We start from the raw sequence: 25,942 nt of genomic DNA, 5'->3' as shown, positions 1-25,942 counted from the left end.
AAGCCAATTGCCTGTTCATATGTCTTGGCACCAAGTCGGGGAACTTTTTTCAACTGCGCGCGCTTCGTAAATAAACCATTTTCTTCACGGGATTTCACAATATTTTCCGCAACAGTCTTCGAAAGACCTGCAACATATTGAAGAAGTGATGAAGAAGCTGTATTGACATCGACACCTACACGGTTTACCGCCGTCTCCACAACAAATGTCAACGACTCCGATAATCGCTTTTTAGCAACGTCATGCTGGTATTGCCCAACACCAACGGAGCCCGGGTCGATTTTCACAAGTTCAGATAGTGGGTCTTGTAAACGACGCGCTATCGATACGGCACTCCTTTGTTCAACCTGTAAGTCTGGGAATTCTTCACGCGCTTGCGGCGAAGCTGAGTAAACACTCGCACCCGCTTCATTGACGATGACGTATGAGACGCCTGTTTGCGCTTCTTTTATGCATTCCACAACAAATAGCTCAGACTCACGTGAAGCAGTTCCATTACCAATTGCAATGATTGTGATTGGGTACTTGTTCAGCAACTCTAAAATAATGCGTTTTGACTTTTCCTTTTCCGGCTTAGGTGGGTGTGGATAGACGACAGAGATATCAAGGAGTTTCCCCGTTTCATCAACAACCGCCAGTTTACAGCCCGTCCGAAAAGCTGGATCTAGCCCAAGTACTACTTTCCCTTTCAACGGTGGCTGTAGCAACAAGCTCTTCAGGTTTTCTGAAAACACATGAATGGCTTGCTCCTCCGCCTTTTCCGTCAACGCCGCCCTCACTTCTCGTTCAATCGAAGGCGCTATTAACCGTTTAAATGCATCTTCAATAGCTTCCTTCACTTGAGTAGCAGCTGGCACATGCCCTTTGCGAATCAATTCACGTTCAAGCCCGCCGATAATTCGTTCCGTAGGAAAAGAGATTCCTATACGTAGCACCTCTTCTTTTTCACCGCGATTCAAAGCCAACACACGATGCGGAACAATTTTCTTTAGCGGTTCCTCGTATTCATAGTAGTTCCCATAAACATTGCGCTCATCTTCCGCACCCTTTCGTAGCGCAGACACAATTAAACCATGTGCCCATGTCAACTTACGAATATTTTCACGAATCGCAGCATCGTCGGCAAAACGCTCAGCTATAATGTCACGCGCTCCCGCCAAAGCATCTTCAATCGACTTCACACCAGCTTCTTCATTAACGAAAGGCTCGGCAATTTCTTCAGGCACACTCGTCGAAAATGTCAGTAGCTGATCGGCAAGCGGCTCCAGTCCACTTTCAATCGCAATCATGGCACGTGTACGCCTTTTTTGTTTAAAGGGTCTATACAAATCTTCAATTCGTTGTAGTACAGTAGCACTTTCAATCGATTTTCTAAGTTCTTCATCTAACTTTCCTTGTTCATCAATTAAGCGAATCACTTCTTCTTTTCGCTGTTCGAGCCCTTTTACATAGCTATACGCATCTTCAATCGCCTTAATCTGCACTTCATCTAGCGAACCTGTTTCCTCTTTTCGATACCTTGCGATAAACGGGACTGTGTTACCCTGATCGAGTAACGCAATTACTTTTTCAGTTTGCCGTACACTGACAGCTGCTTTTCCAGCCGTCGCCTCAACGATATGTCCTGTCAATAAAACCACCCTTTCTTCATGACCTTATTTTAACATCAATTACACCTTGGCGTAATTGCATCTGGATTTCGAATCAAGTTTACTGCTGAACAAAGATAAAAAACCTACTTCCCAATTTACAGAAGCAGGCTTCCCGCTATAAAAGTGACATCATCACCATGTTCAATTGTTTCTAATACATTATGATAAAGTTCGTACGGACCTAAGCTTCCTTTCAAAAGTGCTTTTGGACTTTTCAGCACAACGCCATCTGAATGAAGGAAAAACAAATCCCCCTTCTCATATGCATACTCTTGTGTTCTTAACTTTTGAGGTCTACCTGATAAATAACCCATAACAGGAAGCGGATAGATCATCTGCAATCGATTATGCAACATATAAAAACGAACGTTGCCAACACAACTGTACTGGATTATTTGCCGGTGATAATCTGCTTTCACAATCGCAACGGCCGCCCCCCGCTTTTTCACCATCTGCTCATTGCAGCGCAAGAGGAGTTCATCAGGCGTTTCATCATGATACTTTTCCAGCATTTCCGGCACAACAATTGCCGATTGACGCGCAATTGGTCCATTACCGAGTCCATCGGCAATTGCACATATAAAATAATCTTCCCCAGAGTAGAGGTAATACGCATCTCCACATTCCCGATTCCCTTGCTTAGCTTCCTGATAAACATAAGCCTCGACTTTTTCACTGTTAAAAATCTCCACTATGATACACCACCAGCTGCTAATATCGCTTCCTGTAATTTCTTTATCGCTTTACGCTGTAACCTGGATACGTGCATTTGTGAGATCCCCAACCGATCTCCCGCTTCCTTTTGGCTCAGCTGTTCAATGTATGTATACTGAACAATTTGCTTCTCACGTTCGGATAGTACACGCAAAGCATTTGCCACAAGCATGCGCTGATCAGTCTTTTCAAAACCTTCATCCATTGCGCCGATGATATCGAATAATGTCACCGTGCCACCTTCCGAATCCGCTTCCAACGTATGATCCATGGAAAGCGCTTGATAACTTCTTCCCATCTCCATCGCCTCAAGGATTAACTCTTCATCCACATCTAAATAGTGTGCGATCTCACCCACTAATGGCGAACGCTGCAGTTCCGTTGTCAAGATCTCCACAGCCACCTTAATTTTAGGGCCTAGTTCCTTAATGCGCCTCGGAACATGAACCGCCCATGTCTTATCACGCAGAAAGCGCTTAATTTCTCCAATGATTGTTGGCACCGCAAATGCCTCGAAGCTTCTCCCGAATTCAGGATCATAGCGACGAATTGCTCCGAGAAGGCCCAGCATTCCCACTTGGACAATGTCCTCATGATAAGCCTTTCCACTGGAGTATTTGCGGGCAATCGATTGAACGAGACGCTCATAATGCATGACCAAATTCGTTTGCGCCTCTTCATCATTCGTTTCCTGGTATTGTTTGATCCATTGTAGTACATGCTCTTTTGTCCCAGATTCACGAGGAGGCTGTTCTTTTGACATGCTCATCGCCTCGTTCCCTGTCGAGATATTTGGTCATGAAGACCGTCACACCCTCCTCACGATGAACTTTCACATCATCCATAAGTGTCTCCATGAGATACAAACCTAAGCCACCTTCCCGAAGAAACTGCACTTCGTCACGCTCATTATAAGGGCCTACATTTTGCTTCGTTGTGGCAAAATCAAAGCTTTTCCCGTTATCTGCAACCATAATTTCAAGCTTATCTTCAAAAAGAGCACAACCAACAACAATCTCGCCTTCTTCATCGTCTCGATATGCATGCTGCACGGCGTTGGTAATCGCTTCGCTCGATGCAATTTTCAAGTCCTCGATTTCATCGTATGTAAAACCGAGGCGACTTGCGAGTCCCGAAATCGTCAAGCGTGCGACACCAACATATTGCGCTTTGGCTGGTACCCTTATTTCAATATAATCATACGGTTGCATCTGCGTCCCTACTTTCTTCTGTTTCAATATCCATGATGGCACCTAAGCCCGTAATTTCAAAAAGTCGCTGCAGTCGTGCATTGACGCCGGTAATTTTTAAGTGGCCATTCTTTGCCTTGATCGCTTTATAAAAACCGACAAAAATCCCGAGACCCGTACTATCCATATAATCCACTTCAGTAAGATCCACCTCTACCTGCATACCCTCAACTTGCTCCACAGCCCCTAAGTGCTCTCGTAACACCGGAGCCGTAAAGGCATCAATTTCACCAACAATTTTAAAGCGTTGAACACAATCTTTCTCCAACAACTCGACTTGTAAAGTCATCTCTACACCCCAAATCTCTTTTATTGTATTCTCTCTAGAATCTCGGAGTCTAACAGCTAAAAGCTGCTCTTTTCTTCGTTGAAACTTTCCGCTCATTGCATAGACTAAAAAAGTTCACATACCGATATACATACCCTGCCCTTGAATAACTTAAACCTTTTTCTGATCTTTTTTGAAAATAACGATTGTAAAATCATCTCTTAATTGAAAGTCTTGTAATGCAGCCAACTCGTTATACAAAGCATCTGCAATAGATTGCGCAGACAAATCCTTTTTCTTCGCAATCAACGCCTTGAGATCATCACTCCCTAGAAAACCATTCTCCGTTCGGACTTCTGTTACCCCGTCTGTCATCATGACAACAAAGTCGCCTTCTTCCAAGACAACCGATCGTTCTTCGTAAACGACGTCTGACTGTACACCGAGAAGAAGCCCTTTGGCATCTAGTTCTGTAAACGTTCCGTCAATCGCTCGATAGAGAAGTGCCGGCTCATGACCAGCTGACGCGTAAGAAAAATTTGCATTTTCCGCATGATATTTTCCGTAAAACATGGAGATGAACATGGAATCGTTCACGCTTTTTTCCACGATTCGATTTACAATATCCAATACATTATGCGGACTCGTATTTTCATCGCGCAGCCCATCCATACCGAATTTAATCATCGACATACAAATAGCTGCCGGTATCCCTTTTCCGATGACATCCGCCACCGCTACACACGCCTCACCGCTATCACCAGTCAAAAAATATATGTAATCCCCACTCATTTGCTTTGCAGGTTCCGATAAAAATCCAATATCAAGGCCTTTAATAGTTGGTATCGTCGTCTTCAACAATCGCTCCTGCACTTTCGTCGCGACATTCATCTCCATCTGGATTTCTTCCTGTTTGCGGATTAAGCTCTGATGTTCTCTAAGAGCCAGTCCATAATGAATCATCATTTCAATTAAAAAATCGTACGAATTCGACAACTTTTCCGACATCTCGGGATAGATTTCAGCATACGCCATTTTGTGAATACTGATGACTTCCTCAGGAGAAATCTCCTTTTCTATGAAGCGCCTGCTAAACTGCTGCCCCATATACAAATCTCCTTCATTTGGACGATTGATATATTGCTGTAATAATTCTTTATACTGTTCCACAACCCTTTCAGGCATTCCCTATCATCCCCCTATCGAAGCCATTTTGTCGCAGTAATCACCGTGCCTTCACCAAGTTCCGTTTCCACTTTAAATTCATCCATCAACCTTTTGACTCCCGGCATCCCAGCACCCAGTCCCCCTGAAGTCGAAAAACCATCCTCCATTACTTTACGCACATCAGGAATTCCTGGTCCTACGTCAGAAGCAATAATGGTAATGCCCGATAAACCATTCTCTGAAATCCTTTTAATCTCAATTTTTCCTTTCCCCGCATACAAATAGATATTGCGAGCTAACTCGCTAATTGCTGTCGTAATTCGCGCCTGATCAACCGCGCCAAAGCCAGATTCCTTCGCTTCATTCCGGCCTAGCTGTCGGGCGGCAACAATATCCCATTCCGTATATATCTCTACAGAAGACCGGTATTCCATGGTCAGGCCTCCAATTCTTTATGAAGTTTGTCCAATCCATTTTCAAGATCAAGCGCCGTCAGTACATTCTCCAGACGGATTCCAAGTTCAATGAGTGTAATCGCAACTGCTGGCTGAATCCCTGTAATCACAACTTTTGCTCCCATCAAGCCAGACATACTAATAACATCACCCAACACTTTTGCAATAAAAGAATCAATGAAATCAATCGGTGTCAAATCAATCACAATCCCTCTTGCTGATGTTTCATGCATTTTTTCCAATAAATCTTCCTGGAATTGTATCGCTGTCTGATCATCAAGTTCCCACTGAATAGATACGATTAAGGTTTCTTTCAATTTTAAAATTGGGATTCGCATTTTCATTATTGTTCATCCTCCACTATTGTTCGGTTTGTCAGTTTCAAGGCCTCCTGCATCCCGCGTCGCAGCGTACTTGTTGTTGTAAAATCATTCAAATTGATGCCGAGTGTCACAATCGTTTGGGCAATTTCAGGTCGAATGCCGACGAGCATACATTTCGCACCTACAAGCCGAACCGCATCTGCTGCCTGAATAATATGATGTGCAACCATCGTGTCGACGACAGGTACACCCGTAATATCAAGAAGAACAACTTCCGCACGCTGCTTCACGACGCCTTCCAATAAATTCTCCATTATCAGCTTGGCACGTTCTGTATCAATGGTTCCGACAAGTGGCATCACCGAAATCTTATCAAAAACAGGAATTAATGACGCAGATAATTCTTGTAAGGCAATCTTTTGCAAACTAACCGTCCGCTCCCATTCCATTGAGTAAGCTTCTATAATACTGCCGCGCAATGGGTTAATCCAATTCATAAAGACCTCAAAAACCGCGCGCAAATTATTTTCCCCAATAACTCCTCGCTCTTCTAATAAATCAAATGTGATTCGAGAAAAATTTTCAATCGCCTTGTCCACAAACTTCACGGACCATCCAAAGCGCACAACCTTCTCCGTAAAGTCATTCAACTTTTCGGAATTAATAACATCATTCTCCGCTATATTCGAAATCATTAATGCCGCAAATTCTCTACTTGTTTTTTCAATAAGATCCGTCGACATCAGATAAAAAAAACGTTCGCCCTTTTCATCTTTCATACTCAATTGCCAACGTTTAATAATATCATCCATATATTGATTAATACCCTCTACCATTTGTTTGTTCATAAAGACCTCCTGCTTAATAAAAATTTATACTATTTCTATTGTAGCGAAAAAAAAGAGGCAATACACTCTTTTTGTTGACAGTTGGTGAAATATTCGTAATTCTCTTTCTGACTAAACGCCCCCGCGAAGCATAACTCGGTAAACAACGCTCGGCGCTTGCGGATGCCTCCCGCTGGAGATTAGGTAACATTATAATTTCCATACAATGACGAAAAAACACCACAGGCTAGATACCCGTGGCGTTTCTTTTATATGTATGCTTAGAATTTGACGAGGCCGAAGCTGACTTCGAGTGCTTCGTCGACCTGTTCCATCAAGAATTCGTCTAGATGTGTAATCTTATCAGTAAGCCTCGACTTATCGATTGTGCGGACTTGTTCGAGCAGAATAACTGAATCCCGCTCGAATCCATAACGCGCCGCATCAATTTCGACATGTGTCGGCAATTTTGCTTTTTGGATTTGCGCAGTAATCGCCGCAATGATAACCGTTGGACTGAATCGATTGCCAATGTCATTTTGAATGACAAGGACTGGCCTCGTGCCTCCCTGTTCAGATCCCACGACTGGCGACAAATCTGCAAAAAAGACGTCTCCACGTTTTATTGCCAACTTTTCATCCTCCGCTTACGAGACGTTCCACCGTATGCTGGGCTTCAAACTCTAAGTGCAAGCATTCCGTAGCAATTTTTAGGTTAATTTGCGACATTTCGACATAACCCTTCATCATTTCTTCCCTGATCGTATCCGATTCATAATCAGTTACGTATCGTTTGGTTGAAATATAAACGAAATCCCCACGCTCCGGCTCCTGATGGACGACCGTATGTTCATTTTCGTTCAGCATCCGTTTCGGAATTTTCACGATGATTTCTTTCATGTTTTTATTTGCGCGCAACGTCAGCACCTCCGACAAAGCCGTTCCCTCATTTCAATACAAGTCCATCTTACCATTGAATATCGACAATGAGAAGACATAGAAGGAAATTTATTGACAGGATTCTGCAGAACTATTTCGTTTCTTTGTCGAAAGTACGGATATTATACATGTTACCCATCTATCCCCGTATATATTCTCGGTACGCGCTTCGCAATGGCAACGGCAATTTCATATGGAATTGTGCCGAGCTTTTCTGCCCACTCTTCCATCGGTATTTCCTCATCACCTTGTCGGCCAATGAGTACTACTTTTTCCCCAACTGGCATTTCCCTCGGAAGCTTCACCATGCATTGGTCCATACAGATCGTACCAACAAGAGGCATACGTTGCCCTCCAATGAGCACTTCCTGCCCACGCAAGCCACGTCGCAAACCATCGGCATAGCCAACTGGAATCGTTCCAATCCATTCGTCTTCCGTTGTTTCATAAGTGCCACCATAACTAATCTGCTCACTAGCTGGTAGCCGCTTCACATGCGCAAGTTCACTTTCAATCGACATGGCTTTTTCAAGTTGAATCGGTAATTGACCACCTACATATTCTGAAGGCGCAATGCCATACAAACTGATACCAAAGCGCACCGCATCAAGTGCATACTCAGGATAGAGGAGTGTTGCTGCACTATTCGAAGCATGGACAAGCCGCGGCTTCTCCGGTAACTGTTGTACCAATGCCATGAATTTTTCAAACTGCTCTTTCGTTTTACCTGGACTTTCTTCATCTGCACAAGCAAAGTGTGTGAAGATTCCGTCCAAGATAACCGTCTTAGACCGATGAATAACCGATATAAGGGAATCAAGTGCATCCGAATCCCGCAGTCCAATTCTACCCATCCCACTATCAATTTTTACATGGATTTTTAATTGTTTTTCAATCGGTATACCGTCGGCAAGCACCACTTGTAACCATTCTGCATTCGAAACGGCAATCGTAATGTCTAGTTCTGCCGCCGTTTTAGCAAAAGCAGTTGGGGATGGTCCCATCACTAGGATATCCCCAGTTATACCTGCCTTGCGAAGTTGAACAGCCTCATCCGGTGTAGCAACGGATACCATTTCCACACCTGCTTCAAAAGCAGCACGGGCTACTTCCACCTCTCCGTGGCCGTAGCCATCCGCTTTCACAACCGCAATGACTGATGTACCAGTGGCTAGATATTGCTGTAGTCTTGCGATATTACCTCGTATTGCATCAAGATTAACAATTGCTTGGGTCGGGCGATAATAAATAGAGTTCTCCACGATAATCTCCTCATTTACATGTAGTCCTCTCTATTATCATTCCCCACCCTGTTACCCGTCAACCATGGTTATTTCATTCCTTCCGCCTTCATCGAAGAAGCGACTTCAATCATTTCATCTTGCGTCAACGTCTCTGATGCGATAAAGAACGACACGCCATTAGCTTCCCAACGAATAGACGTTTCTGTTAATGCAGCGACTGTGAATCCAAGGTCAACAGGATCTCCCTCAATGGCAACTGGTATTGTACTATCATCAGGTGCAACGGCTGGTTCCTGAATAATGACATATTCCTTCGCCCCTTCAAAAGTCATGAAAGTGCGCGTACCATTCTCCAGCTTTACAACGTCCTCCGTTGTCATCGTCACATCTTTCCAAGCGACCGAAGGATAATAGGTTTGCAAACTAACTTGTTCTCCACTTGTCGGCTTTTTCTCTTTCTCCGTATTCGCGCCATCCATTTCTACCGCGTAATCCTTAGCTCCCCGCGCCGTTCCAAGTGTAATCTTTTTAAACGAAATCCGTATTTTCTCTTCTTTGTTTTCATCCAAAACAGAGACATGTGTCGGCAACAAGGTTTTCTTATCAATGTGAATTTGCTGGGTAGGCAAGACCTTCTTATGATTATTTCGTGTTGCCGTTTCAAATACGTACGTTTTGTCTTTTTCCGTCATCGTCGCATTTTTATCTGCTTGAATGTCTCCTGACAAAGCACCTATTAAATACGCCTGACTGTTTTGTGCAGGCCAATCACTTTGGAATTTATACGTTTTCCCAAGTGACGGTGTCACAACAAATACCCCTTCGTCATTGCGAACAATCATTTGTGAATCCTTGCTGCCATTTTGCGTCACGTTGACACGGTAAAATTCGGGCTTCGTATGCCAAACAGCTACATCATACAGTCGCGGCTCCGACCCAGTCTTAATTTCCATCGTCGCTTGCAAGTCATACCCTTTTGCATCGTTCCATTTGCCACTCAACTTCTTCATAACATCCTCTTTCGATGGTGCACCACATGCCGCAAGCATTACCATGACTACAATTAAAAAAAATGCAAAGATCCGGCTACGCATACAGTTCATCCTTTCTCATTTCAATCGGGTAGGTCATCTTATGAGGAAGGACGAACAATTATGCAAGAAGGATTACTTGTGCTGCCGCAACGGTTTGCGTATGTGTGATAGAAATAAAACCCACGATGGGATAGCCTTTAAAATAAACAGTCGGTTTCCCACTAGCTTCCGGCACAATCGATATATCCGTAAAGTTACACTCCGTACCGATACCTGTACCCTTCGCTTTGGCAAATGCCTCTTTCCCCGCAAATCGTCCCGCAAGGAATTCCGTTCTGCGATGATCAGCAAGCGTCTCATAAATCGCCAATTCATCCGCAGTTAATATACGTGCTCGAAACTTCGACGACCGAGCATCTAATTTTGCAATACGATCCAGTTCAACGATATCTAGCCCAATTCCAGTAATCATAATGGCTCCTCCTTTCCATCCCGTCGTGAAAAACGGTATAATGAATGAATTACGCCTAAGCGTAATTGCGTCCAGATTTTTTCGAGCGAGCTTGAAAAACCTCCCCCTTAAAAAAATCTGTGACATCCGCCGGAGGCTTTATTTTGATTCAGCGAGCATTTGAGCATCCGCTGAAGAAAAACAAAACGAGCATTCACCTCCCCATACAGAAGAGAGAGTCTTCTGCTGAATCAAAATAAATAAATTGAGGTGAAAAAATGTTTGTCCGTACAGAAAGCTTTTCACAATACATTCGGCTTTACCCTGTTGTCACGTTCTTCCTTGCGTTGAATATCCTGACCCACCTCGTCACACTTATTCCGGTTATCGGAAATGAAGTCTACTTCTTTGGAGTCGGTGTCAATGCTTGGATTGCAGAGGGTGATTGGTGGCGATTAGTTACACCCATGTTCTTACATGCTGATTTCATGCACTTACTATTCAACATGTTCTCTTTGTTTATATTCGGACCTGAACTCGAAAAAATTGCCGGCAAAGCACGCTTCCTCACAATTTACTTACTCGCTGGCATCTTCGGGAATATCGCAACGTATTTCCTACAACCACTCGAATATGCAAGCGTCGGCGCTAGTGGTGCAATTTATGGGATTCTCGGTGCATTTGGTGCGCTTGTCTATTACACAAAGCACATTTTACCCCAGTTAAGGCAAATCATCTTACCCATTATTGCAATCGGTACGATTATGACCTTTCTACAATCCAACATTAATGCCACGTCCCACATTACAGGCTTAGTCGTCGGATTCCTCATCGGACTGAGTTACTTCCATCCAAAACGAATTATTAGTTGGAGAAAAAGATAGGACAGCGGGTTACCCCAGCTGTCCTTTTTTTCATTTTCCCCTTAGGCTTCAGCGCCTTTATCTTCAAGCTCGCCAACCAAGGTACTTGCGTTTTTCTTAATCGGGACGGAAGGTTCATACCAAGAAAGGATACGTTCCGCTTCTGTTTCTTCCATATGGTAAACTTGCGCATTGAAAATCCCCATCCCCGATTTAACACTCGCAAATAGCGTTGCAACACGTTGACGTTTGTGGAAATAGTTTTGTCGCATTTCCATCGATTGAATGCGCTTCTTCATCAAATACGTCGTTTGTAAGCTAAATCCACGGTAACGTATCGTTAGCTGATGCCCTGAAAGTGCGTAGGATGCAGAGCGATGTTGCCATAAACCAAAGACAATAACGAGCGGGATAATGAGTAGCGATAATAGACCGTAAGGAAAGAAAAAGTACCCTAATGCACCGACCACCGGAATCATCCAAAAGAAGTCCATGCGGTAATAAAAACGCCGTCCTCTGGCCGGTAACTTTTGCCTTGGCTCATCGAGATTGAGATCCGGGAATATTTCGCTTAATGGACCGTCAATATCCGCCTTTTTCACGAGAGGAAACAGATTGATTTTTGCCCCTTCCGCTCCGCCTCCCCCCGCACTATGAATGACAACTGCGGCATAGCCGAACATCTGCCGTAGAGGATTTTCAATAACCCGGACACTTTGAACTCGATTTAACGGAACCGTCATCCGCTTTTTTTCTAAAAGACCACGCGTTATGACGATGTCTTGCTCGTCAAGCACTACGGAAAAACCATAGTAGGAAAAGAACATCATCGCGACTGACAAACCCCAGACAACAACAAATCCCATGAATACCGCGATAGCAACGATTAACAAGCCATACTTCACAAAACTCGAAATCTCTTCATACATCCATTCATACGGAATCATCTCTGAGAATTGCGATAAAAAGATTGCTGCACCCGAAAGTATGACACCAATTCCTCCCGATGTTGTCGCAAGAATAAACAAATCTTTCGCTGACATCGTAAAGACCGACCGTACTTTTGCGTCCTCTACTACAGGAACCTCCAATATCGGCATACCATCTTCTACAGGAACCGCTTTTTTCCTCATTTTTGCTGCTGCCATTTCACTTTCAATTTCTTTGGCAGCCTCTTTCGTAATCGCCGTCAATTCTGCTTCCGATTGCTTCGCAGACGAACTCCCCGCTGTTTCTACCTTCACTTTGACCAGTTTAAGCGGCCGATGTAAAATGCCTTCTGTATGATCGAGGCTTTGAATCCGATCGAACGGGATATAGCGTTTTTTCTTCACAAACAACCCATATTCAATCCGTAATTCGTCTTCCTCAAACCAATATTCAAATCGTTTCCATTTAATAATACCTGTAACCAAAAACGCAATTAGCAACACGCCGAAAATAATAAAGGATGCATAATCGATATACCATTTACCTGTTCCCATATCCTTTAGTCCATTGGCAAAAAAAAGGACAATTAGCGGTAAAATCATCTCTTTTAGCGTTTTCAACACTTCAATGACAGCAGTAATCCAATGTAGTTTAAAGCGCTTATCAGACATCGTCTTCCGCCACCCTTGCGAGCACTGAAATCCTTCTACGCAGCTCATCCGCTTCTTCCGTGATAAGCGCAGGAATCGTATGGTTTGTAGCAGCCGTTGAAATCGTAATTTCTGCTAAATCATATTTACGAAGAATGGGACCCTGCGCTGTATCTACATGTTGCACCCGCACCATCGGGATTAGCGTTCGTTTGACAATGAACAAGCCATGCTGCAACTCAATTTCGGATTCGCGCACTTCATAACGCCACCGTAGCCATCTCACCTTTGGAAATAAATAAATGATTAAATAACCCACCAAAATAACTACTCCTGCTGCGATGGCATAAATCCATTTCGGCCATTCAAATATGTATGTCAGTACACCAACACCTATCGCCAATAACAAAATAACAGCCGTTTGCATTATGCCGTACAATCTCCAAACCTTCAATCCTTTTTCCGATATTTGGTTCACTGGTTGCGTTCTCATCTAAACACCTCTTTCTATGTACTCTATACGTTAGAGAAGGCGAAATGTTTCACTAATTTGAGTACTTTGGTGAAAAATAAATATCTGTTTATGAATCTAAATCAATTACGCCTCGGCGTAATTGATTTAGATTTTTTCGAGCTCACTCGAAAAGCCCCTCCAAAAATCTGCGACATCCGCCGGAGGCTTTATCTTCGTTCAGCGGGCGTTTGAACACCCACTGAATAGAAAAACAAAACCGCATTCATCTCTCCACCTATGGAGGTGCGAGTTTTCTGTAGCTGGCGCTTCGCTTTCAGTACAAAAAGATCAGCTGAATGAAGATAAATTGAACTAAAGAATCTTACTAACAACGCTCGGCGCTTGCGGATGCCTCCCGCCATAAGCCAGATGTTTCTAGGTATAAAAAATCCGAGATGCTTATGGAACGCATCTCGGATGTGAGTATCAGTTGTTTATTTTGATTCAGAACGGCTGCTATTGCTGCGTGAACGGCCACCATCTCTTCTTGCTCCGTCACGACTTCCGCCGCTACGACGTGATCCGCCGCCGTAACCGCGACCACCACCGCCGCCGCCGAATGAACGACCGCCGCTGCGGTTGCCTTTATAACCACCACGACTACCACCGCCGCCACGCATTGGCAATGGACGCTCTTCCGAAATCGATACAGGCGTATCGTTCGGCTCACGAGTTAATGTTTTAAGTGCAGCTGCAACGATGTCATTTGCATCGAATTTAGCCAGCATTTCAGATGCAAGATGCGTGTAATCACTCAACTCGTTTTTCTCGATGATTTCCGTCAATTGTTCAACTGCAAGACGCTGTTGGCCAACAAGTGCTTCGTCAGAAGACGGAGGCGTTAGTGGCGTCATGCGCTTTTTAGTTGTTTCTTCAACGATGCGTAGGTAACCCATTTCACGTGGTGTAACAAATGTAACTGCCATTCCACTTTTTCCTGCGCGACCTGTACGACCAATACGGTGAACATAGCTTTCAGGATCTTGTGGAATATCAAAGTTATAGACATGTGTTACGCCTGAAATGTCAAGCCCACGTGCCGCAACGTCTGTTGCAACAAGGATATCGATTTTATTTTCTTTAAACTGGCGAAGAACTGACATACGTTTCGCTTGCGTTAAGTCTCCGTGAATTCCTTCAGCAAGGTAACCGCGGATGCTTAGCGCATGAGAAAGTTCGTCAACGCGACGTTTCGTACGTCCGAAGACAATCGCAAGTTCTGGTTGGTGAACATTTAGTAGACGTGAAAGAATATCGAACTTCTCACGCTCTTGTGATTTCACGAAATACTGATCGATATTTTCGACAGTCATTTCTTTTGACTTGATTTTAACGATTTCCGGGTTTTTCATGAACGTTTCCGCAATTTTACGGATTGGTCCAGGCATAGTAGCCGAGAATAGAAGCGTCTGGCGCTCAGATGGCACGCTTGCAAGGATTGTATTAATGTCTTCGATGAAGCCCATGTTCAACATTTCATCCGCTTCGTCAAGAACAAGCGTCTGTACGCCGTCAAGCTTCAACGTTTTGCGTTTAATATGGTCAAGAATACGTCCTGGTGTCCCTACAACGATTTGCGGATTATTACGCAATGCGCGGATTTGACGTCCAATTTCCTGTCCACCGTAAACCGATAGAATACGTGCACGTTTGTCGTGACCAATACGGTAGATTTCTTCAGAAACCTGAATCGCCAATTCACGTGTTGGTGCAATGATAAGCGCCTGAACTGCCGGATTTTTTGTATCGATTTTTTCGATAATCGGAATACTAAATGCCGCCGTTTTCCCTGTACCCGTTTGCGCCTGGCCGATAATGTCGCGACCTTCTAATCCAAATTTAACTGTTCCTTCTTGGATTGGTGTTGCTTCTTCAAACCCCATTTTGCTTAATGAGCGTTGTGTTGATGCACTGATGTTAAGTTCTGAAAATTTTGTCAAACTTCTCAATCTCCTTTGTTTTTCATTTGACAATTGGTTACATTTGCAAATGAAGGCGCGGCAAATTTCGAGCCATTCGAGCCATTATAAAGGGTACGTTTCCGATATTTTGCATTCTCTATAGTAGAGGTTATGGTTGAAAAGGAAAGCCCGGTCTTTGCCGAGCGGTTTGTTCAACAGACATTCGTCCGATTTCGCTGAACCAACCGATTTATTCAAAAAAAAGTACTCTTCACAAATTGAAGAGTCCCGTGTAAATGTATCCAATGTTCTTTACACTATATCATGCACAAACGCCCTCTGCAATCAATCCGCTTAAGTAGTAATAATCAGTTTTCTTCCATATCTTCCTTCATGAATGCCAACACTTCCTGAAACCAATTGTCACAATCATCACTGTAACAAATATGATGCTTCCCACGAGCCGATTGTATGAACACCTTTTTCTGGGAACCAAGTGTTTTATACAAATGCTCGGCCGAGGCGAACGGCACGATACCATCCTTTTTACCTTGCACAATGCATACCGGTATTTTAATCTGGCCATAATAAGGCTCAACAGTCTTGACAATCCGTAAAAACTCAAAGATGGCCTGCAACGGTGTGTGCGTCAATTTATAATCATACAAGTGATAGAACGTGTTTGGTGGATACTTTTTTCGAATCGATTCCGTCAGCATAATCGTTACATCACCTAGTAAATTGCGTGGACTCATATATTTTGCCGCCGCGCTTAACAACACCAACTTATGTACTGGATACCGTAACGCAAGATACATAGCAATGAGCCCGCCCATCGAAAAGCCGATCACAATGACACGATCGACTTTCTTCTGTAATTTTTTATAGGCGAGTTCAGCTTCCATTAGCCAGGACGCAGCCGACATATTTTTTAAATTGAGCGTGATACCGTGTCCTGGCAATGTTGGGACCGACACTAACCAATCCATTTGATGTTTCACGTACATGACGAGCGGCCGAACTTCGAAAGAACCGCCCGTAAATCCATGGATAAATAACACACCCGTTTTCACTGCTCGCTACCCTTTTCAAGTACACGCTCTAGCGCCATTCCTCGTGAACCTTTCAAGAGTATGATGGAATCTGCAGACGTAGCTGTGCGAAGTGTATCTGTAATTGGTGTATAGTCTGCTTCCGTCCAAACGAGCAATGTACGCATGTCACGTTTTTGAAGTTCATCGTATAACCATTTCATGCGTGGGCCATATAGTAAGACCCCTTTGAGGTTTAACGCCAACACTTGGTCCGCCAATTCTTCATGGTAACGCTGCTCATCTTCCCCAAGCTCAAGCATATCCCCCAACACGAGCCACTTATCTGCACGCAACTGTGTATCGCGCATAAACGCTAGCGCCGCATGCATCGATGTAGGAGCTGCATTGTAGGCATCATTAATGAATAATGACCCATTACTAGCTAAAACCGGTTGCATACGCATATCCGTTAAGACCGCCTTGCTCAACGCCTCACGAATCGCATCCGTCGCAACGGATAACTCATTAGCAATCAAAATCGCAGCAAGTGCATTTTTCACCTGATGCGCTCCATAAACAGGAATCATAAATTCGCCTTCCAGCAAACCAGACACCGCGAAGCGGCTACCCTCGTCTCCTGCCGCAATATTACGAAGTGATAAATGAGCCGTATTTGCATGACCGAATGACACGGCTTCCTGATTCACAAGTCGCTGTAACAACGGCTCATCCCCGTCATAAAACAGCTTGCCGCCTTCTACTAATCCATCGATGATTTCGTATTTTGCCTTGGCAATGCCTTCCCGTGAACCAAGATCTAGCATATGTGCTTCCCCAATATTCGTAATGACGACATAATGCGGTTTTGCTAGTTCCGATAAAAAGGAAATTTCACCGAAGCCGCTCATGCCCATTTCCAATACAGCAATTTCTGTCTCCTCTTCCAGCGACAAAATCGTCAGTGGTAAGCCTAACTCATTGTTAAAGTTCCCTTCCGTTTTCCGCACATTGAAATACGGTGCCAAGACACTGGCCACCAAATCCTTTGTGGACGTTTTACCATTCGAACCCGTAATGCCGATAACTTTGCACTGCAATTCACCCCGATAGGCGCGCGCCATCTCTTGTAGCGCCACTTCAGAATCCTCGACGAAAATGAGTGGCAAACCACTTGGCGGGTTCGGCTCATCCTTCATCCACAATGCCGCAGCCGCTCCTTGTGCAATTGCCTGTTCCACATACTTGTGCCCGTTCACTTGTTCACCGCGGAACGGGACGAACAAATCGCCCGACTTCACTGTCCGCGAGTCGATGGACACACCAGTTACCAGTACATCGTCCATCTGTTGTCCATCAGCCTGTAACCACTCAGCGATTTCTGTTAACTTCCGTTTCACTTTCTATCACGCTCAATCCATCGTATATTGTATTGTTTGCTTTTCTGCATGACGTTCCAATGCCAACTCAATCAGTTGGTCGATCAATTCCGGATAGGTCACACCTGTTTTCTGCCAAAGTAGCGGGAACATACTCGTTGGCGTAAAGCCTGGCATCGTGTTCACCTCGTTAATGAGCACTTCATCTGCTGCTGTAACAAAGAAGTCTGAACGCACAAGCCCTGAACAATCGAGCACTTTGTACGCACGCATTGCCATATCCTTCATCTTTTCCGCAACCTCTTCCGTCACTTCTGCTGGAATGACAAGCGCTGTATTGCCATCTTTATATTTTGCTTCATAATCATAAAATGCAGTCACAGGTTTGATTTCCCCTGCTACGGAGCATGCAGGCTCGTCGTTCCCCATAACACCCATTTCAATTTCACGTGCTGTGACACCTTGCTCAACAATGATTTTGCGATCGAATTTCAATGCCAAGTCTACCGCTTCAATTAAACTAGCACGGTCTGTCGCTTGACTAATTCCGACACTTGAACCTAGATTGGCAGGTTTAACAAACATCGGCCACGTAAGTTCTTGTTCCATTTTCTCAACGAGCTGTTGCTGTTCATGCGCCCATTCCGTTCGGATAAAATGAACATAGGGTACTTGTTGCAAGCCAACCTGCGCAAATAATTGTTTCATCACGACTTTATCCATTCCAGCAGATGATGCCAATACACCATTACCAACGTAAGGTATATTCATCACTTCAAACAGCCCTTGAACCGTCCCATCTTCTCCGTTCGTACCATGAAGAAGCGGGAAAACAACGTCCAAAGCGCCCGATGTATCATTCAGGAAATCATGAATGCTATCTGGCTTCCCATTCCCCTCAAGGCGAAGCTCCTCAAGCGTTGTAACTGGACCGACGAATGCTTCACCTTTCCGCCATTCTCCCGTGTAGGTGATGTAAACCGGGATCACTTCATATTTCTCAAAATCCACTGCTTGCGTCACTGCACGCGCAGTCGATAGCGACACTTCATGCTCCGCTGACTTTCCACCATATATTAATCCTAATCTTTTTCTCATTATTTCCCTCACCGTCCGTTCTTTTTATACTTCATTTTACCACGAACAACACACCTTCATGAATGAATTACACAAGTTCATTAGCCGAATATTTTCAGACCTGCAACACCAGCGATAATGAACGTTAAAAATAGCAACTTCAACGCATTGCGCTTTTCACCGAAGAACAGCATGCCGACGAGTACACTACCCGCCGCACCAATTCCTGTCCAAACAGCATACCCTGTCCCAACAGGCAATTCTCTCATCGCTACGGACAGAAGGTAGAAGCTAAGAGCACCTGACAACACCGTCAGTACTGTATACTTTTTGTTGCGAAAGCTTTCTGATAGTTTCATCGTTACAACAAATGCTACTTCAAACAAACCTGCAATGACGAGTATGAGCCAAGACATTATTCCACCTCCTCCTTTCCATCAGCCAGTTTGAGACCGACAATGCCTACTAGTAGTAGTACTAAGAAAAATAACTTCTTTGCTCCTGCGCTTTCTCCGAATACCAGCATTCCAACAATAGCCGTACCTGCTGCACCAATACCCGTAAAAATCGCATACGCCGTGCCGATCGGGATCACTTCCATGGCTTTTGCAAATAAGAAAAAGCTAATACTAATGAAAATAACCGATATAATGGAAGGCAGTAGAACCGTGAAACCATGTGCTTCCTTCAACCCTATTGCCCAAACAATTTCTGTAATCCCTGCGATCAATAACAAAATCCACGCCACAATGATACTTCCTTTCCCAAATAAGGATTATACCGTCCTTAATTTTCCCATCAGTTTAGCATGCATCCCTTTTGCGGGGCAACTTCATAGAATGGAAAGCGTCTAACTAGGAGGATATGCATCCACGCCCTCAATGCGTTATAATAAAAGATAGCTATCAATACTATTAAACTTTGGAACATAGGTGACTAATATATGAAAATAGACAAACCCCAAGAGCGCTTTGACTGGACGCTTGCATTCATTATGTTGCTCTTCTGCCTTATCAGCTTGTTTGCCATTGCTTCTGCCCAGACGACCGGTCAATATAAGTTACTCTCTGGTGAATTTTACAACTTCGTCCCTTCGCAGATTCAATGGTACGTCGTCGGCGCAGTGATTATTGCCATCACGATGTACTTAGAACCAGAACAATATAAAAAAGCCGCTTGGATTATATATGGCGGCGGAATTTTCCTGCTAGCACTTCTTATTATCATTCCCGAATCGCTAGAGCTTGTAGCGAGAAGAAACGGTGCCAAAAGTTGGTTTCACCTCCCAGGACTAGGAAGTATACAACCTGCCGAATTCATGAAAACCTTTTTCATCATTGGCGCAGCACGCTTAATCACAAAGCATCATGAGAAGTTCACGGAAAAAACATTAAAAACTGATTTGTTTTTACTCGGAAAAATAGGGATTACCCTATTCATTCCATTATTTTTCATCATGCTACAACCTGACCTTGGAACGTCGCTCGTATTTATCGCCATTACGGCGGCACTTGTCATTGTTGCCGGGATTTCGTGGAGAATTTTGTTACCTGCCTTTTCAGCAGTCGCAACCATTGGCGCAATCTTATTGTGGGCGGCACTTTATGCCCAAGATTTCTTGCAAACTAAATTAGGGTTCAACCCGTATCAATTTAAACGTATTTATTCATGGTTAGATCCCTATTCTTATGCGTCTGATGAAGGACTGCACTTGATTACATCACTCAATGCCATTGGATCTGGGGAAATTTTCGGTAAAGGGTTCAAAGGACGTGAAGTATACGTCATGGAAAGCCATACCGACTTCATTTTCACTACAATCGGAGAGGATTGGGGCTTCATAGGTGCGAGCCTTGTTATTTGTATGTATTTCTTCCTGATCTATCACTTAACGAAAATCACTCTGGAACTAAAGGATCCATTCAGCACCTACATTTGTGCAGGTATCGTAGCAATGATTACGTTCCACGTCTTCCAAAATATTGGTATGACAATTCAACTCTTGCCAATCACAGGAATTCCGCTGCCCTTCATCAGTTACGGTGGTAGCTCACTGATGGGGAATATGCTGGCCATTGGACTTGTCTTTAGTATGAAGTTCCATCACAAAACGTATATGTTCAGCTCAGATGACGAAGAATAATAAGAAAAGCTCCGATGGACACGTGTCCGTCGGAGCTTTTCTTATTGAGACTGGATTTGTGGGTCTTGTATAGGTGGCGCTAGGGCTTTCAGCATTTCTAGACGGGATTTCGTCAGCGTAGCCGAAACACCCAACTTCGCCAAGTTGGAGATGATCCTTTTTAAATCAACTTCTTTAGCCATCTTTTCCACCTCGACCTTTCCATATATTAAAGACGTGTTCGTACAAGTAAAGTTGCTTTTATTCTTTTACCAAATGAAAAATCGTACACTGTGTCATTACTTTAATCATACCACTCCTACCCGCTTTTAAATCTTTCATTTATGTTACAAGTTTGGTCTTTATGTAAATGCTTCATACATCGAAATATAAATAATATGAAACGTGACGGGCAGATAGAATGCGCGGTTCATCTGATGCTTTGCGCGGTTCGAGCAAGCGTATGCGTGGTTTGACTGGCGCTTTGCGCGGTTCGAGCAAGTGTATGCGTGGTTTAACTGGCGCTTTGCGCGGTTCGTGCAAGTGTATGCGTGGTTTAACTGGCGCTTTGCGCGGTTCGAGCAAGCGTATGCGTGGTTCGACTGATGCTTTGCGCGGTTCGAGCAAGCGTATGCGTGGTGAACTCAACCAGAGATCCCCTTTCCCGTTGTCCGAATAGCATGTAAAGAGTAGAATAGACATAACGATTCCGCAGAAAGTGGGTTTAGTCATGAAAAAAGCAATCCTTCTTCTTATGTCCGTGCAATTTTTTGTATATCTTGGATTCGGGATTATTATTCCGATTCTTCCTGAAGTCATTGTGCAACACAATCTTTCCGAAGTGCATGTCGGCGGATTATTGACGATTTATGCACTAGCTTCATTCTTTACAGCACCACTTTGGGGCTCATTGTCAGATCGAACTGGGCGAAAAAAACTCATTTTAACAGGGTTACTCGGCTTCAGTGTTAGCTTCTTCCTCTTTGCACTTTTCATCGATCACTTACTCCTGTTATACGTGTCACGTATTGTGGGCGGGATTTTCTCAGGAGCTCTTTACACAGCTGTTACTGGCTTTGTAGCGGATATGACTGACGAAGAAAATCGAAACAAGTATATGGGATTACTCGGTATGTCTATCGGGCTTGGGTTCATTTTCGGACCAGCGATTGGTGGTGTGCTCGGTCATGCTGGCCTTCATGTGCCTTTCATCGCATCGGGTGTATTGACACTGCTACTATGCCTGTACGCCTGGGTTATTTTGAAAGAACCGGAACGCCGTGGTGTGGCCAATAAACGTGCGCTCCTCCCAAAAGGCGGAGCAATACTCTGGCAATATCGTATTCGCTATCTGTTCTTGTTTTCATTCATGGTGACGTTTCTTCTCGCTGGACTCGAATCGACGTTTCAGCTATTCCAAATGTCGAAAATCGATATTACACCGTTGCAAATTGGATACTTGTTCATGGCAAGCGGCTTTGTCGATGCTGCAATCCAAGGTGGCGTCGTTCGGCGCGTGAAAAACGGGACGGAAACGACATGGATTATCGGTGCACAAATCGTTACTGCACTTGGGCTTCTCTTGATTCCATTTACTTCGAGCCTAATCTGGGCAGGTTTCGCACTCAGTGTCTTCACCGCTGGAAATGCGCTAGCACGTACCGTTCTCGTATCCCTCACAACGAAAGAGTCGGGCGGAAAGTATGGAACAGCTGCTGGGATGGCTTATTCCATGGACAATATGGGTCGCATTATTGGACCGCTACTGTTCACATGGCTTTTCACACAACAAGCTGGCAATATGTATTTCATCTCCACCGTTCTTGCAATTCTTTCTATCGGCCTCATCTTCGCCTTCAACAAAACAACTAAGTCATTACGCACAGTTGAAACAACACAATAAAAAATCGTCTCGCACAATTCAACATGTGCGAGACGATTTTTTATTGCTTTATCACCGGATCAAAGTTCACAAAAATCTTTGCTGCTTGTCCACGTGTAGTTGGATTACCTGGCATATATTTACCATTGGATCCATTGACGATTTTGAAAGTAGACAGTAAAGAAATCGCTGTTTTCGTTTCATCGTCCAAGTGTGCGATATCCGAGAATGGTGCCGCTTCAGTTGCGATGTATGGTTCTCCCGTTACGTGTTCGTATGTCCGCTTCATCATTAACGCTAATTGAGCACGTGTAACAGGTGCTCCAGGGTTAAATTTACCATTGCTCCCTTTGACGATGCCATACTTGTAAGCCGCTGCAATTTCTGCCTGTGTTTCTTGCGCATAGCCAGTGATATCCGAGAATGGCGCTGCTTCATCTGATTGCAACCCTAGTGTACGCGTAATGATGGACGCCGCCTGTGCACGTGTCAGTTGTCCATTTGGTTTAAACGTTCCATCTGCATGCCCTTTGATCAAACCAAGTACAGCCGATTGTTCGATAAAGCTCTTAAACTCACTCGTATCGATATCTGAGAAGATTGGTAGTGCTACGCCCGTTGTTACCTTTACTGAAGGATTTTCCGTACTTTGGTTGCCAGCAGCATCAACAGCAACAACCGTAAATGTATACGTCTGATTGCCTTCAAGCTTGTCCACTGTATACGTAAGCACATCCTCTGCTACTGTAGCGACCTCTGTTGTGCCCTTGTAAATTACATAATTCGCAACTGCTACATCATCCTGAGCTGGTTTCCAGTTAAGTTCCACCGTTGTAGCAGCTTTCACGTTCCCTATCAACATATCTTTCGAAATCAATGAACCATTTTCCGTTATTTTATTGCCAAACTGCTCTGCGACTAACTTATAACCCACTTCACTTAAATGAATGTTTTGGGGATTTGGTAAGTAAGCTGCGTAATTCTCAGCAATTTTCTCACCTGTTGGGACAAAAACAGCTGTAGTCCCTTGCATTCCTGTTTGAATGGTGTTATTTACACTGTTTAAAAGTTGTGTAAGTTGCTGTTGAAGAGCTTCATCTGCTATGTGAGGAAATGGATTATAGTAACCCATTACATACACATGAGCATCTGGATTCAGCGCATAGATTTTTTCCAGCATCGTTTTATAATTAACGCCCACTTGCTGTATTGCTTTGAGTAACTCGATTGTATCAATGTCCGCTTTTCCCGTTTCCTCGTCGAATGTAATATAGCCCAACACATCATTCGCCCCAGCACTGATTGTGATCAATTCAGCATCTTTAACGGACTCATATAATTCCGCATCGACGCTATCATAGCCAAAACCTACTACAGGCTTCGTCGCATTTTCTTGCAATTGCTTCAACACATCTGTCGTTTTATAACCTGGGTATGAGAAGCCTTTGTTAAATGTGTTAACGCCTGTCGTTAACGTCAGGTTGTCTGCTAAATAATCAGTATAGCCCTTCTTCCCCATACCACCATCAGAATCCATCCCCGCCGCTAGCGAGTCGCCCAATGCCAAATAATCGATTGGCGCAAGCCACGTCGGTGCCGTCGTATCTGTGTCTGCTGCTAGTGATTGCAGTGGCATCATTGCCAACTGCAGAACAAGTGCTAGCGCGAAAACAATACGAAACTTCATCATCGATTTCATCAATCTTATCCCTCCTATTATGTTAGTTGTATCGCATGTAGATTCTCACACAAGAACTATTCTCATTTCTCTGATAATACTTCCTCATTATAACTCTTTCATTCTAGCAAGTGAATAGCATTCAAAAAAAAGACCACGGAAGCATGTATCACTTCCGCGGTCTGTCTACTTAACAATCAAGCCTCAGCGACTTGTTTTTCTAGTGGTTCATTGTACATCTCTGTGTCTAATTCACCCGACAAACGAGCAGTTGTCACGCCTGCCGTCATCGAACCGCTAACGTTTACTGCTGTGCGCCCCATATCAATCAACGGCTCGACAGATATTAACAGCCCTGCAAGCACAACAGGCAAGTTCATAGCTGAAAGAACAAGGATCGCCGCAAATGTCGCACCCCCACCAACACCTGCTACACCGAACGAACTGATTGCAACAATTGCAATTAACGTCAGCAAGAATGTCGGTTCAAGTGGATTTTGTCCAACAGATGGTGCAATCATCACTGCAAGCATCGCCGGATAAATACCCGCGCAACCATTTTGACCAATCGATAAACCAAAGGATCCTGCAAAGTTGGCAATTCCTTCTGGCACTCCCAAACGATTTGTCTGTGCATCGATATTCAATGGCAATGTTCCTGCACTTGAACGTGAGCTGAATGCGAATAGCAACGCTTCCCCTGCTTTTTTCACATACGTGATTGGGTTCAATCCAGAAAGTGTAATAATGAGTAAGTGAATCGCGAACATGATGATAAGCGCAACATACGATGCAAGCACAAATTTTCCAAGACTATAGATCGCTCCGAAGTCGGATGTTGCAACCGTTCGTGCAATAATCGCCAAAATCCCGTATGGCGTCAAACGAAGGACAATCCTTACGACACCCATAATAAGTGAATAAATAGCATCAATTCCTTTTTTCACCGTAGCTGCATTTTCCTCATCTCTTCTTACCAATGCCAAATACGCAAAGCCAAGGAATGCTGCAAAAATCACAACGCCAATTGTCGATGTTGGACGTGCACCTGTAAAATCTAAAAATGGATTCGCAGGCAACAAGTCAATCAGCTGGTCCGGTAATGCACGACCTTCCATATCGGCAGAGCGTTCTTCAATCGAAGCCCCACGTGCCGCTTCCGCCTCACCTTGCACGATTTCCGATGCGTCCAGGTTGAAAAGAAGCGCTGCTGAAATCCCGACAATTGCTGCAATTGCCGTCGTACCAACAAGAATCCCTAAAATCGTTCCCGCCATTTTCCCGAAGTTTTTCCCAATCGTCACTTTTGTAAATGCCGCAAGGATTGAAATGAACACAAGTGGCATAACAATCATCTGAAGCAATTTAACGTAACCCGTACCAATCAAATTAAACCAAGGCATAGATGCCTGTAACACGGATGATTCCGTACCGTATGCAAAATGTAAAATAAGACCATATACAATTCCAAGACCTAGCCCTGTGAAAACAAGCTTCGAAAAAGAAACCTTCTTCCGGTTCATACCATATAATATACCAACAAGCAGAAGCAATCCTGCTAGATTCAGTAACAGTAAAAATGTATCCATAT

At 44.0% G+C, this 25,942-nt stretch carries 29 protein-coding genes (1 of these 29 only partly in view); 3 read left to right on the top strand and 26 right to left on the bottom strand.

The genetic code is table 11. The features are described 5' to 3' along the window. The 14 genes from MKY34_RS05835 to acpS form a co-directional block, all read right to left on the bottom strand. Positions 1-1,619, bottom strand: partial view of a Tex family protein gene (locus tag MKY34_RS05835; RefSeq protein ID WP_342515202.1) — the 5' portion only. It extends 532 nt beyond the left edge of the window; 1,619 of the gene's 2,151 nt are visible here — the first part of the coding sequence; it begins with the start codon at positions 1,617-1,619; its stop codon lies beyond the left edge, outside the window. Between the two features lie 128 nt (positions 1,620-1,747). Beyond that, a complete protein-coding gene (locus MKY34_RS05830; protein WP_342514275.1) occupies positions 1,748-2,344 on the bottom strand; it encodes a PP2C family serine/threonine-protein phosphatase in 597 nt (198 codons plus the stop codon). Continuing rightward, the gene (gene sigB, locus MKY34_RS05825; protein WP_342514274.1) at positions 2,344-3,129 is read right to left on the bottom strand and encodes an RNA polymerase sigma factor SigB; all 786 of its coding nucleotides are present in this window, start codon (positions 3,127-3,129) and stop codon (positions 2,344-2,346) included. Before sigB ends, MKY34_RS05830 begins: the two co-directional genes overlap by 1 nt. Further along, positions 3,104-3,577 (bottom strand): anti-sigma B factor RsbW, encoded by a 474-nt coding sequence (gene rsbW / locus MKY34_RS05820; RefSeq protein WP_342514273.1) that lies wholly within the window; start codon positions 3,575-3,577, stop codon positions 3,104-3,106. The genes sigB and rsbW overlap by 26 nt, the downstream gene beginning before the upstream one ends. After that, entirely contained in the window at positions 3,564-3,905 is a 342-nt protein-coding gene (locus MKY34_RS05815; RefSeq protein ID WP_342514272.1) for an STAS domain-containing protein, read from the bottom strand. The genes rsbW and MKY34_RS05815 overlap by 14 nt, the downstream gene beginning before the upstream one ends. Before the next feature lie 150 nt (positions 3,906-4,055). Further along, on the bottom strand, positions 4,056-5,069 hold the full coding sequence (locus tag MKY34_RS05810) for a PP2C family protein-serine/threonine phosphatase (protein ID WP_342514271.1): 1,014 nt from the start codon (positions 5,067-5,069) through the stop codon (positions 4,056-4,058). Between the two features lie 14 nt (positions 5,070-5,083). Next, positions 5,084-5,485 (bottom strand): anti-sigma regulatory factor, encoded by a 402-nt coding sequence (locus tag MKY34_RS05805; RefSeq protein WP_342514270.1) that lies wholly within the window; start codon positions 5,483-5,485, stop codon positions 5,084-5,086. A gap of 2 nt (positions 5,486-5,487) precedes the next feature. Then, positions 5,488-5,850 carry an STAS domain-containing protein gene (locus MKY34_RS05800; protein ID WP_342514269.1) on the bottom strand — a complete coding sequence of 121 codons (363 nt, stop codon included), beginning with the start codon at positions 5,848-5,850 and terminating at the stop codon, positions 5,488-5,490. Continuing rightward, positions 5,850-6,677, bottom strand: a complete 828-nt coding sequence (locus MKY34_RS05795) for an STAS domain-containing protein (RefSeq protein ID WP_342514268.1) — start codon at positions 6,675-6,677, stop codon at positions 5,850-5,852. The genes MKY34_RS05800 and MKY34_RS05795 overlap by 1 nt, the downstream gene beginning before the upstream one ends. Positions 6,678-6,937: 260 nt before the next feature. After that, positions 6,938-7,288, bottom strand: a complete 351-nt coding sequence (locus MKY34_RS05790; protein ID WP_192598932.1) for a type II toxin-antitoxin system PemK/MazF family toxin — start codon at positions 7,286-7,288, stop codon at positions 6,938-6,940. 4 nt (positions 7,289-7,292) lie between these two features. Further along, complete coding sequence (locus MKY34_RS05785) at positions 7,293-7,583, bottom strand: transcriptional regulator (protein WP_342515201.1); 291 nt, start codon at positions 7,581-7,583, stop codon at positions 7,293-7,295. A gap of 143 nt (positions 7,584-7,726) precedes the next feature. Beyond that, entirely contained in the window at positions 7,727-8,857 is a 1,131-nt protein-coding gene (gene alr / locus MKY34_RS05780) for an alanine racemase (protein ID WP_342514267.1), read from the bottom strand. Between the two features lie 68 nt (positions 8,858-8,925). Further along, the gene (locus MKY34_RS05775; RefSeq protein WP_342514266.1) at positions 8,926-9,933 is read right to left on the bottom strand and encodes an outer membrane lipoprotein carrier protein LolA; all 1,008 of its coding nucleotides are present in this window, start codon (positions 9,931-9,933) and stop codon (positions 8,926-8,928) included. 58 nt (positions 9,934-9,991) lie between these two features. Further along, on the bottom strand, positions 9,992-10,345 hold the full coding sequence (gene acpS / locus MKY34_RS05770) for a holo-ACP synthase (protein WP_342514265.1): 354 nt from the start codon (positions 10,343-10,345) through the stop codon (positions 9,992-9,994). A 257-nt stretch (positions 10,346-10,602) separates the two neighbouring features. Here acpS and MKY34_RS05765 point away from each other — a divergent pair, with 257 nt between their 5' ends. Then, the gene (locus MKY34_RS05765) at positions 10,603-11,208 is read left to right on the top strand and encodes a rhomboid family intramembrane serine protease (RefSeq protein WP_342514264.1); all 606 of its coding nucleotides are present in this window, start codon (positions 10,603-10,605) and stop codon (positions 11,206-11,208) included. 41 nt (positions 11,209-11,249) lie between these two features. On the opposite strand, the gene MKY34_RS05760 is transcribed toward MKY34_RS05765, so the two are convergent. From MKY34_RS05760 to MKY34_RS05725, 8 genes are all read right to left on the bottom strand, one after another. Beyond that, on the bottom strand, positions 11,250-12,788 hold the full coding sequence (locus MKY34_RS05760) for a PH domain-containing protein (RefSeq protein WP_342514263.1): 1,539 nt from the start codon (positions 12,786-12,788) through the stop codon (positions 11,250-11,252). Further along, complete coding sequence (locus MKY34_RS05755) at positions 12,781-13,260, bottom strand: PH domain-containing protein (RefSeq protein ID WP_342514262.1); 480 nt, start codon at positions 13,258-13,260, stop codon at positions 12,781-12,783. Before MKY34_RS05755 ends, MKY34_RS05760 begins: the two co-directional genes overlap by 8 nt. Before the next feature lie 455 nt (positions 13,261-13,715). Beyond that, positions 13,716-15,221: a DEAD/DEAH box helicase gene (locus tag MKY34_RS05750; RefSeq protein ID WP_342514261.1), complete on the bottom strand. Its 1,506-nt coding sequence runs from the start codon at positions 15,219-15,221 to the stop codon at positions 13,716-13,718. A 329-nt stretch (positions 15,222-15,550) separates the two neighbouring features. Then, complete coding sequence (locus MKY34_RS05745) at positions 15,551-16,255, bottom strand: alpha/beta fold hydrolase (protein ID WP_342514260.1); 705 nt, start codon at positions 16,253-16,255, stop codon at positions 15,551-15,553. Next, positions 16,252-17,613, bottom strand: a complete 1,362-nt coding sequence (gene murF, locus MKY34_RS05740) for a UDP-N-acetylmuramoyl-tripeptide--D-alanyl-D-alanine ligase (protein WP_342514259.1) — start codon at positions 17,611-17,613, stop codon at positions 16,252-16,254. The genes MKY34_RS05745 and murF overlap by 4 nt, the downstream gene beginning before the upstream one ends. 12 nt (positions 17,614-17,625) lie before the next feature. Then, positions 17,626-18,690: a D-alanine--D-alanine ligase gene (locus tag MKY34_RS05735; protein WP_342514258.1), complete on the bottom strand. Its 1,065-nt coding sequence runs from the start codon at positions 18,688-18,690 to the stop codon at positions 17,626-17,628. Between the two features lie 80 nt (positions 18,691-18,770). Next, positions 18,771-19,085, bottom strand: coding sequence for a multidrug efflux SMR transporter (locus tag MKY34_RS05730; protein ID WP_342514257.1), 315 nt, complete (start codon positions 19,083-19,085; stop codon positions 18,771-18,773). After that, positions 19,085-19,417, bottom strand: a complete 333-nt coding sequence (locus tag MKY34_RS05725) for an SMR family transporter (protein WP_342514256.1) — start codon at positions 19,415-19,417, stop codon at positions 19,085-19,087. Before MKY34_RS05725 ends, MKY34_RS05730 begins: the two co-directional genes overlap by 1 nt. A gap of 195 nt (positions 19,418-19,612) precedes the next feature. Between MKY34_RS05725 and MKY34_RS05720 the strand changes: the two genes are divergently transcribed. Next, positions 19,613-20,812, top strand: a complete 1,200-nt coding sequence (locus MKY34_RS05720; RefSeq protein ID WP_342514255.1) for an FtsW/RodA/SpoVE family cell cycle protein — start codon at positions 19,613-19,615, stop codon at positions 20,810-20,812. 41 nt (positions 20,813-20,853) lie between these two features. On the opposite strand, the gene MKY34_RS05715 is transcribed toward MKY34_RS05720, so the two are convergent. Both MKY34_RS05715 and MKY34_RS05710 read right to left on the bottom strand, forming a co-directional pair. Then, positions 20,854-20,994, bottom strand: coding sequence for an Lmo0850 family protein (locus tag MKY34_RS05715; protein WP_342514254.1), 141 nt, complete (start codon positions 20,992-20,994; stop codon positions 20,854-20,856). A gap of 172 nt (positions 20,995-21,166) precedes the next feature. Beyond that, complete coding sequence (locus MKY34_RS05710) at positions 21,167-21,439, bottom strand: hypothetical protein (protein ID WP_342514253.1); 273 nt, start codon at positions 21,437-21,439, stop codon at positions 21,167-21,169. Between the two features lie 82 nt (positions 21,440-21,521). Here MKY34_RS05710 and MKY34_RS05705 point away from each other — a divergent pair, with 82 nt between their 5' ends. Then, positions 21,522-22,694, top strand: coding sequence for an MFS transporter (locus MKY34_RS05705; protein ID WP_342514252.1), 1,173 nt, complete (start codon positions 21,522-21,524; stop codon positions 22,692-22,694). A 40-nt stretch (positions 22,695-22,734) separates the two neighbouring features. On the opposite strand, the gene MKY34_RS05700 is transcribed toward MKY34_RS05705, so the two are convergent. Further along, complete coding sequence (locus MKY34_RS05700; protein WP_342515200.1) at positions 22,735-24,372, bottom strand: S-layer homology domain-containing protein; 1,638 nt, start codon at positions 24,370-24,372, stop codon at positions 22,735-22,737. A gap of 176 nt (positions 24,373-24,548) precedes the next feature. After that, the gene (locus MKY34_RS05695; protein WP_342514251.1) at positions 24,549-25,940 is read right to left on the bottom strand and encodes an L-cystine transporter; all 1,392 of its coding nucleotides are present in this window, start codon (positions 25,938-25,940) and stop codon (positions 24,549-24,551) included. Positions 25,941-25,942: the final 2 nt, after the last annotated feature.

The organism is Sporosarcina sp. FSL K6-1522 (assembly GCF_038622445.1).
In the GTDB taxonomy this organism is placed as follows: Bacteria; Bacillota; Bacilli; order Bacillales_A; family Planococcaceae; genus Sporosarcina.
This window is presented reverse-complemented; position numbering and strand designations above follow the sequence as displayed.

Bases quoted from the DNA above. Each gene is read 5' to 3' on its own strand.
- MKY34_RS05720 (WP_342514255.1), top strand. From the start codon at position 19,613: ATGAAAATAGACAAACCCCAAGAGCGCTTTGACTGGACGCTTGCATTC.
- MKY34_RS05700 (WP_342515200.1), bottom strand. From the start codon at position 24,372: ATGAAATCGATGATGAAGTTTCGTATTGTTTTCGCGCTAGCACTTGTT.
- MKY34_RS05715 (WP_342514254.1), bottom strand. From the start codon at position 20,994: ATGGCTAAAGAAGTTGATTTAAAAAGGATCATCTCCAACTTGGCGAAG.
- rsbW (WP_342514273.1), bottom strand. From the start codon at position 3,577: ATGCAACCGTATGATTATATTGAAATAAGGGTACCAGCCAAAGCGCAA.
- MKY34_RS05800 (WP_342514269.1), bottom strand. From the start codon at position 5,850: ATGAAAATGCGAATCCCAATTTTAAAATTGAAAGAAACCTTAATCGTA.
- MKY34_RS05695 (WP_342514251.1), bottom strand. From the start codon at position 25,940: ATGGATACATTTTTACTGTTACTGAATCTAGCAGGATTGCTTCTGCTT.
- MKY34_RS05805 (WP_342514270.1), bottom strand. From the start codon at position 5,485: ATGGAATACCGGTCTTCTGTAGAGATATATACGGAATGGGATATTGTT.
- MKY34_RS05765 (WP_342514264.1), top strand. From the start codon at position 10,603: ATGTTTGTCCGTACAGAAAGCTTTTCACAATACATTCGGCTTTACCCT.
- MKY34_RS05795 (WP_342514268.1), bottom strand. From the start codon at position 6,677: ATGAACAAACAAATGGTAGAGGGTATTAATCAATATATGGATGATATT.
- MKY34_RS05705 (WP_342514252.1), top strand. From the start codon at position 21,522: ATGAAAAAAGCAATCCTTCTTCTTATGTCCGTGCAATTTTTTGTATAT.
- sigB (WP_342514274.1), bottom strand. From the start codon at position 3,129: ATGTCAAAAGAACAGCCTCCTCGTGAATCTGGGACAAAAGAGCATGTA.
- MKY34_RS05815 (WP_342514272.1), bottom strand. From the start codon at position 3,905: ATGACTTTACAAGTCGAGTTGTTGGAGAAAGATTGTGTTCAACGCTTT.
- MKY34_RS05775 (WP_342514266.1), bottom strand. From the start codon at position 9,933: ATGCGTAGCCGGATCTTTGCATTTTTTTTAATTGTAGTCATGGTAATG.
- MKY34_RS05760 (WP_342514263.1), bottom strand. From the start codon at position 12,788: ATGTCTGATAAGCGCTTTAAACTACATTGGATTACTGCTGTCATTGAA.
- MKY34_RS05810 (WP_342514271.1), bottom strand. From the start codon at position 5,069: ATGCCTGAAAGGGTTGTGGAACAGTATAAAGAATTATTACAGCAATAT.
- MKY34_RS05755 (WP_342514262.1), bottom strand. From the start codon at position 13,260: ATGAGAACGCAACCAGTGAACCAAATATCGGAAAAAGGATTGAAGGTT.
- acpS (WP_342514265.1), bottom strand. From the start codon at position 10,345: ATGATTACTGGAATTGGGCTAGATATCGTTGAACTGGATCGTATTGCA.
- MKY34_RS05730 (WP_342514257.1), bottom strand. From the start codon at position 19,085: ATGTCTTGGCTCATACTCGTCATTGCAGGTTTGTTTGAAGTAGCATTT.
- MKY34_RS05735 (WP_342514258.1), bottom strand. From the start codon at position 18,690: ATGAGAAAAAGATTAGGATTAATATATGGTGGAAAGTCAGCGGAGCAT.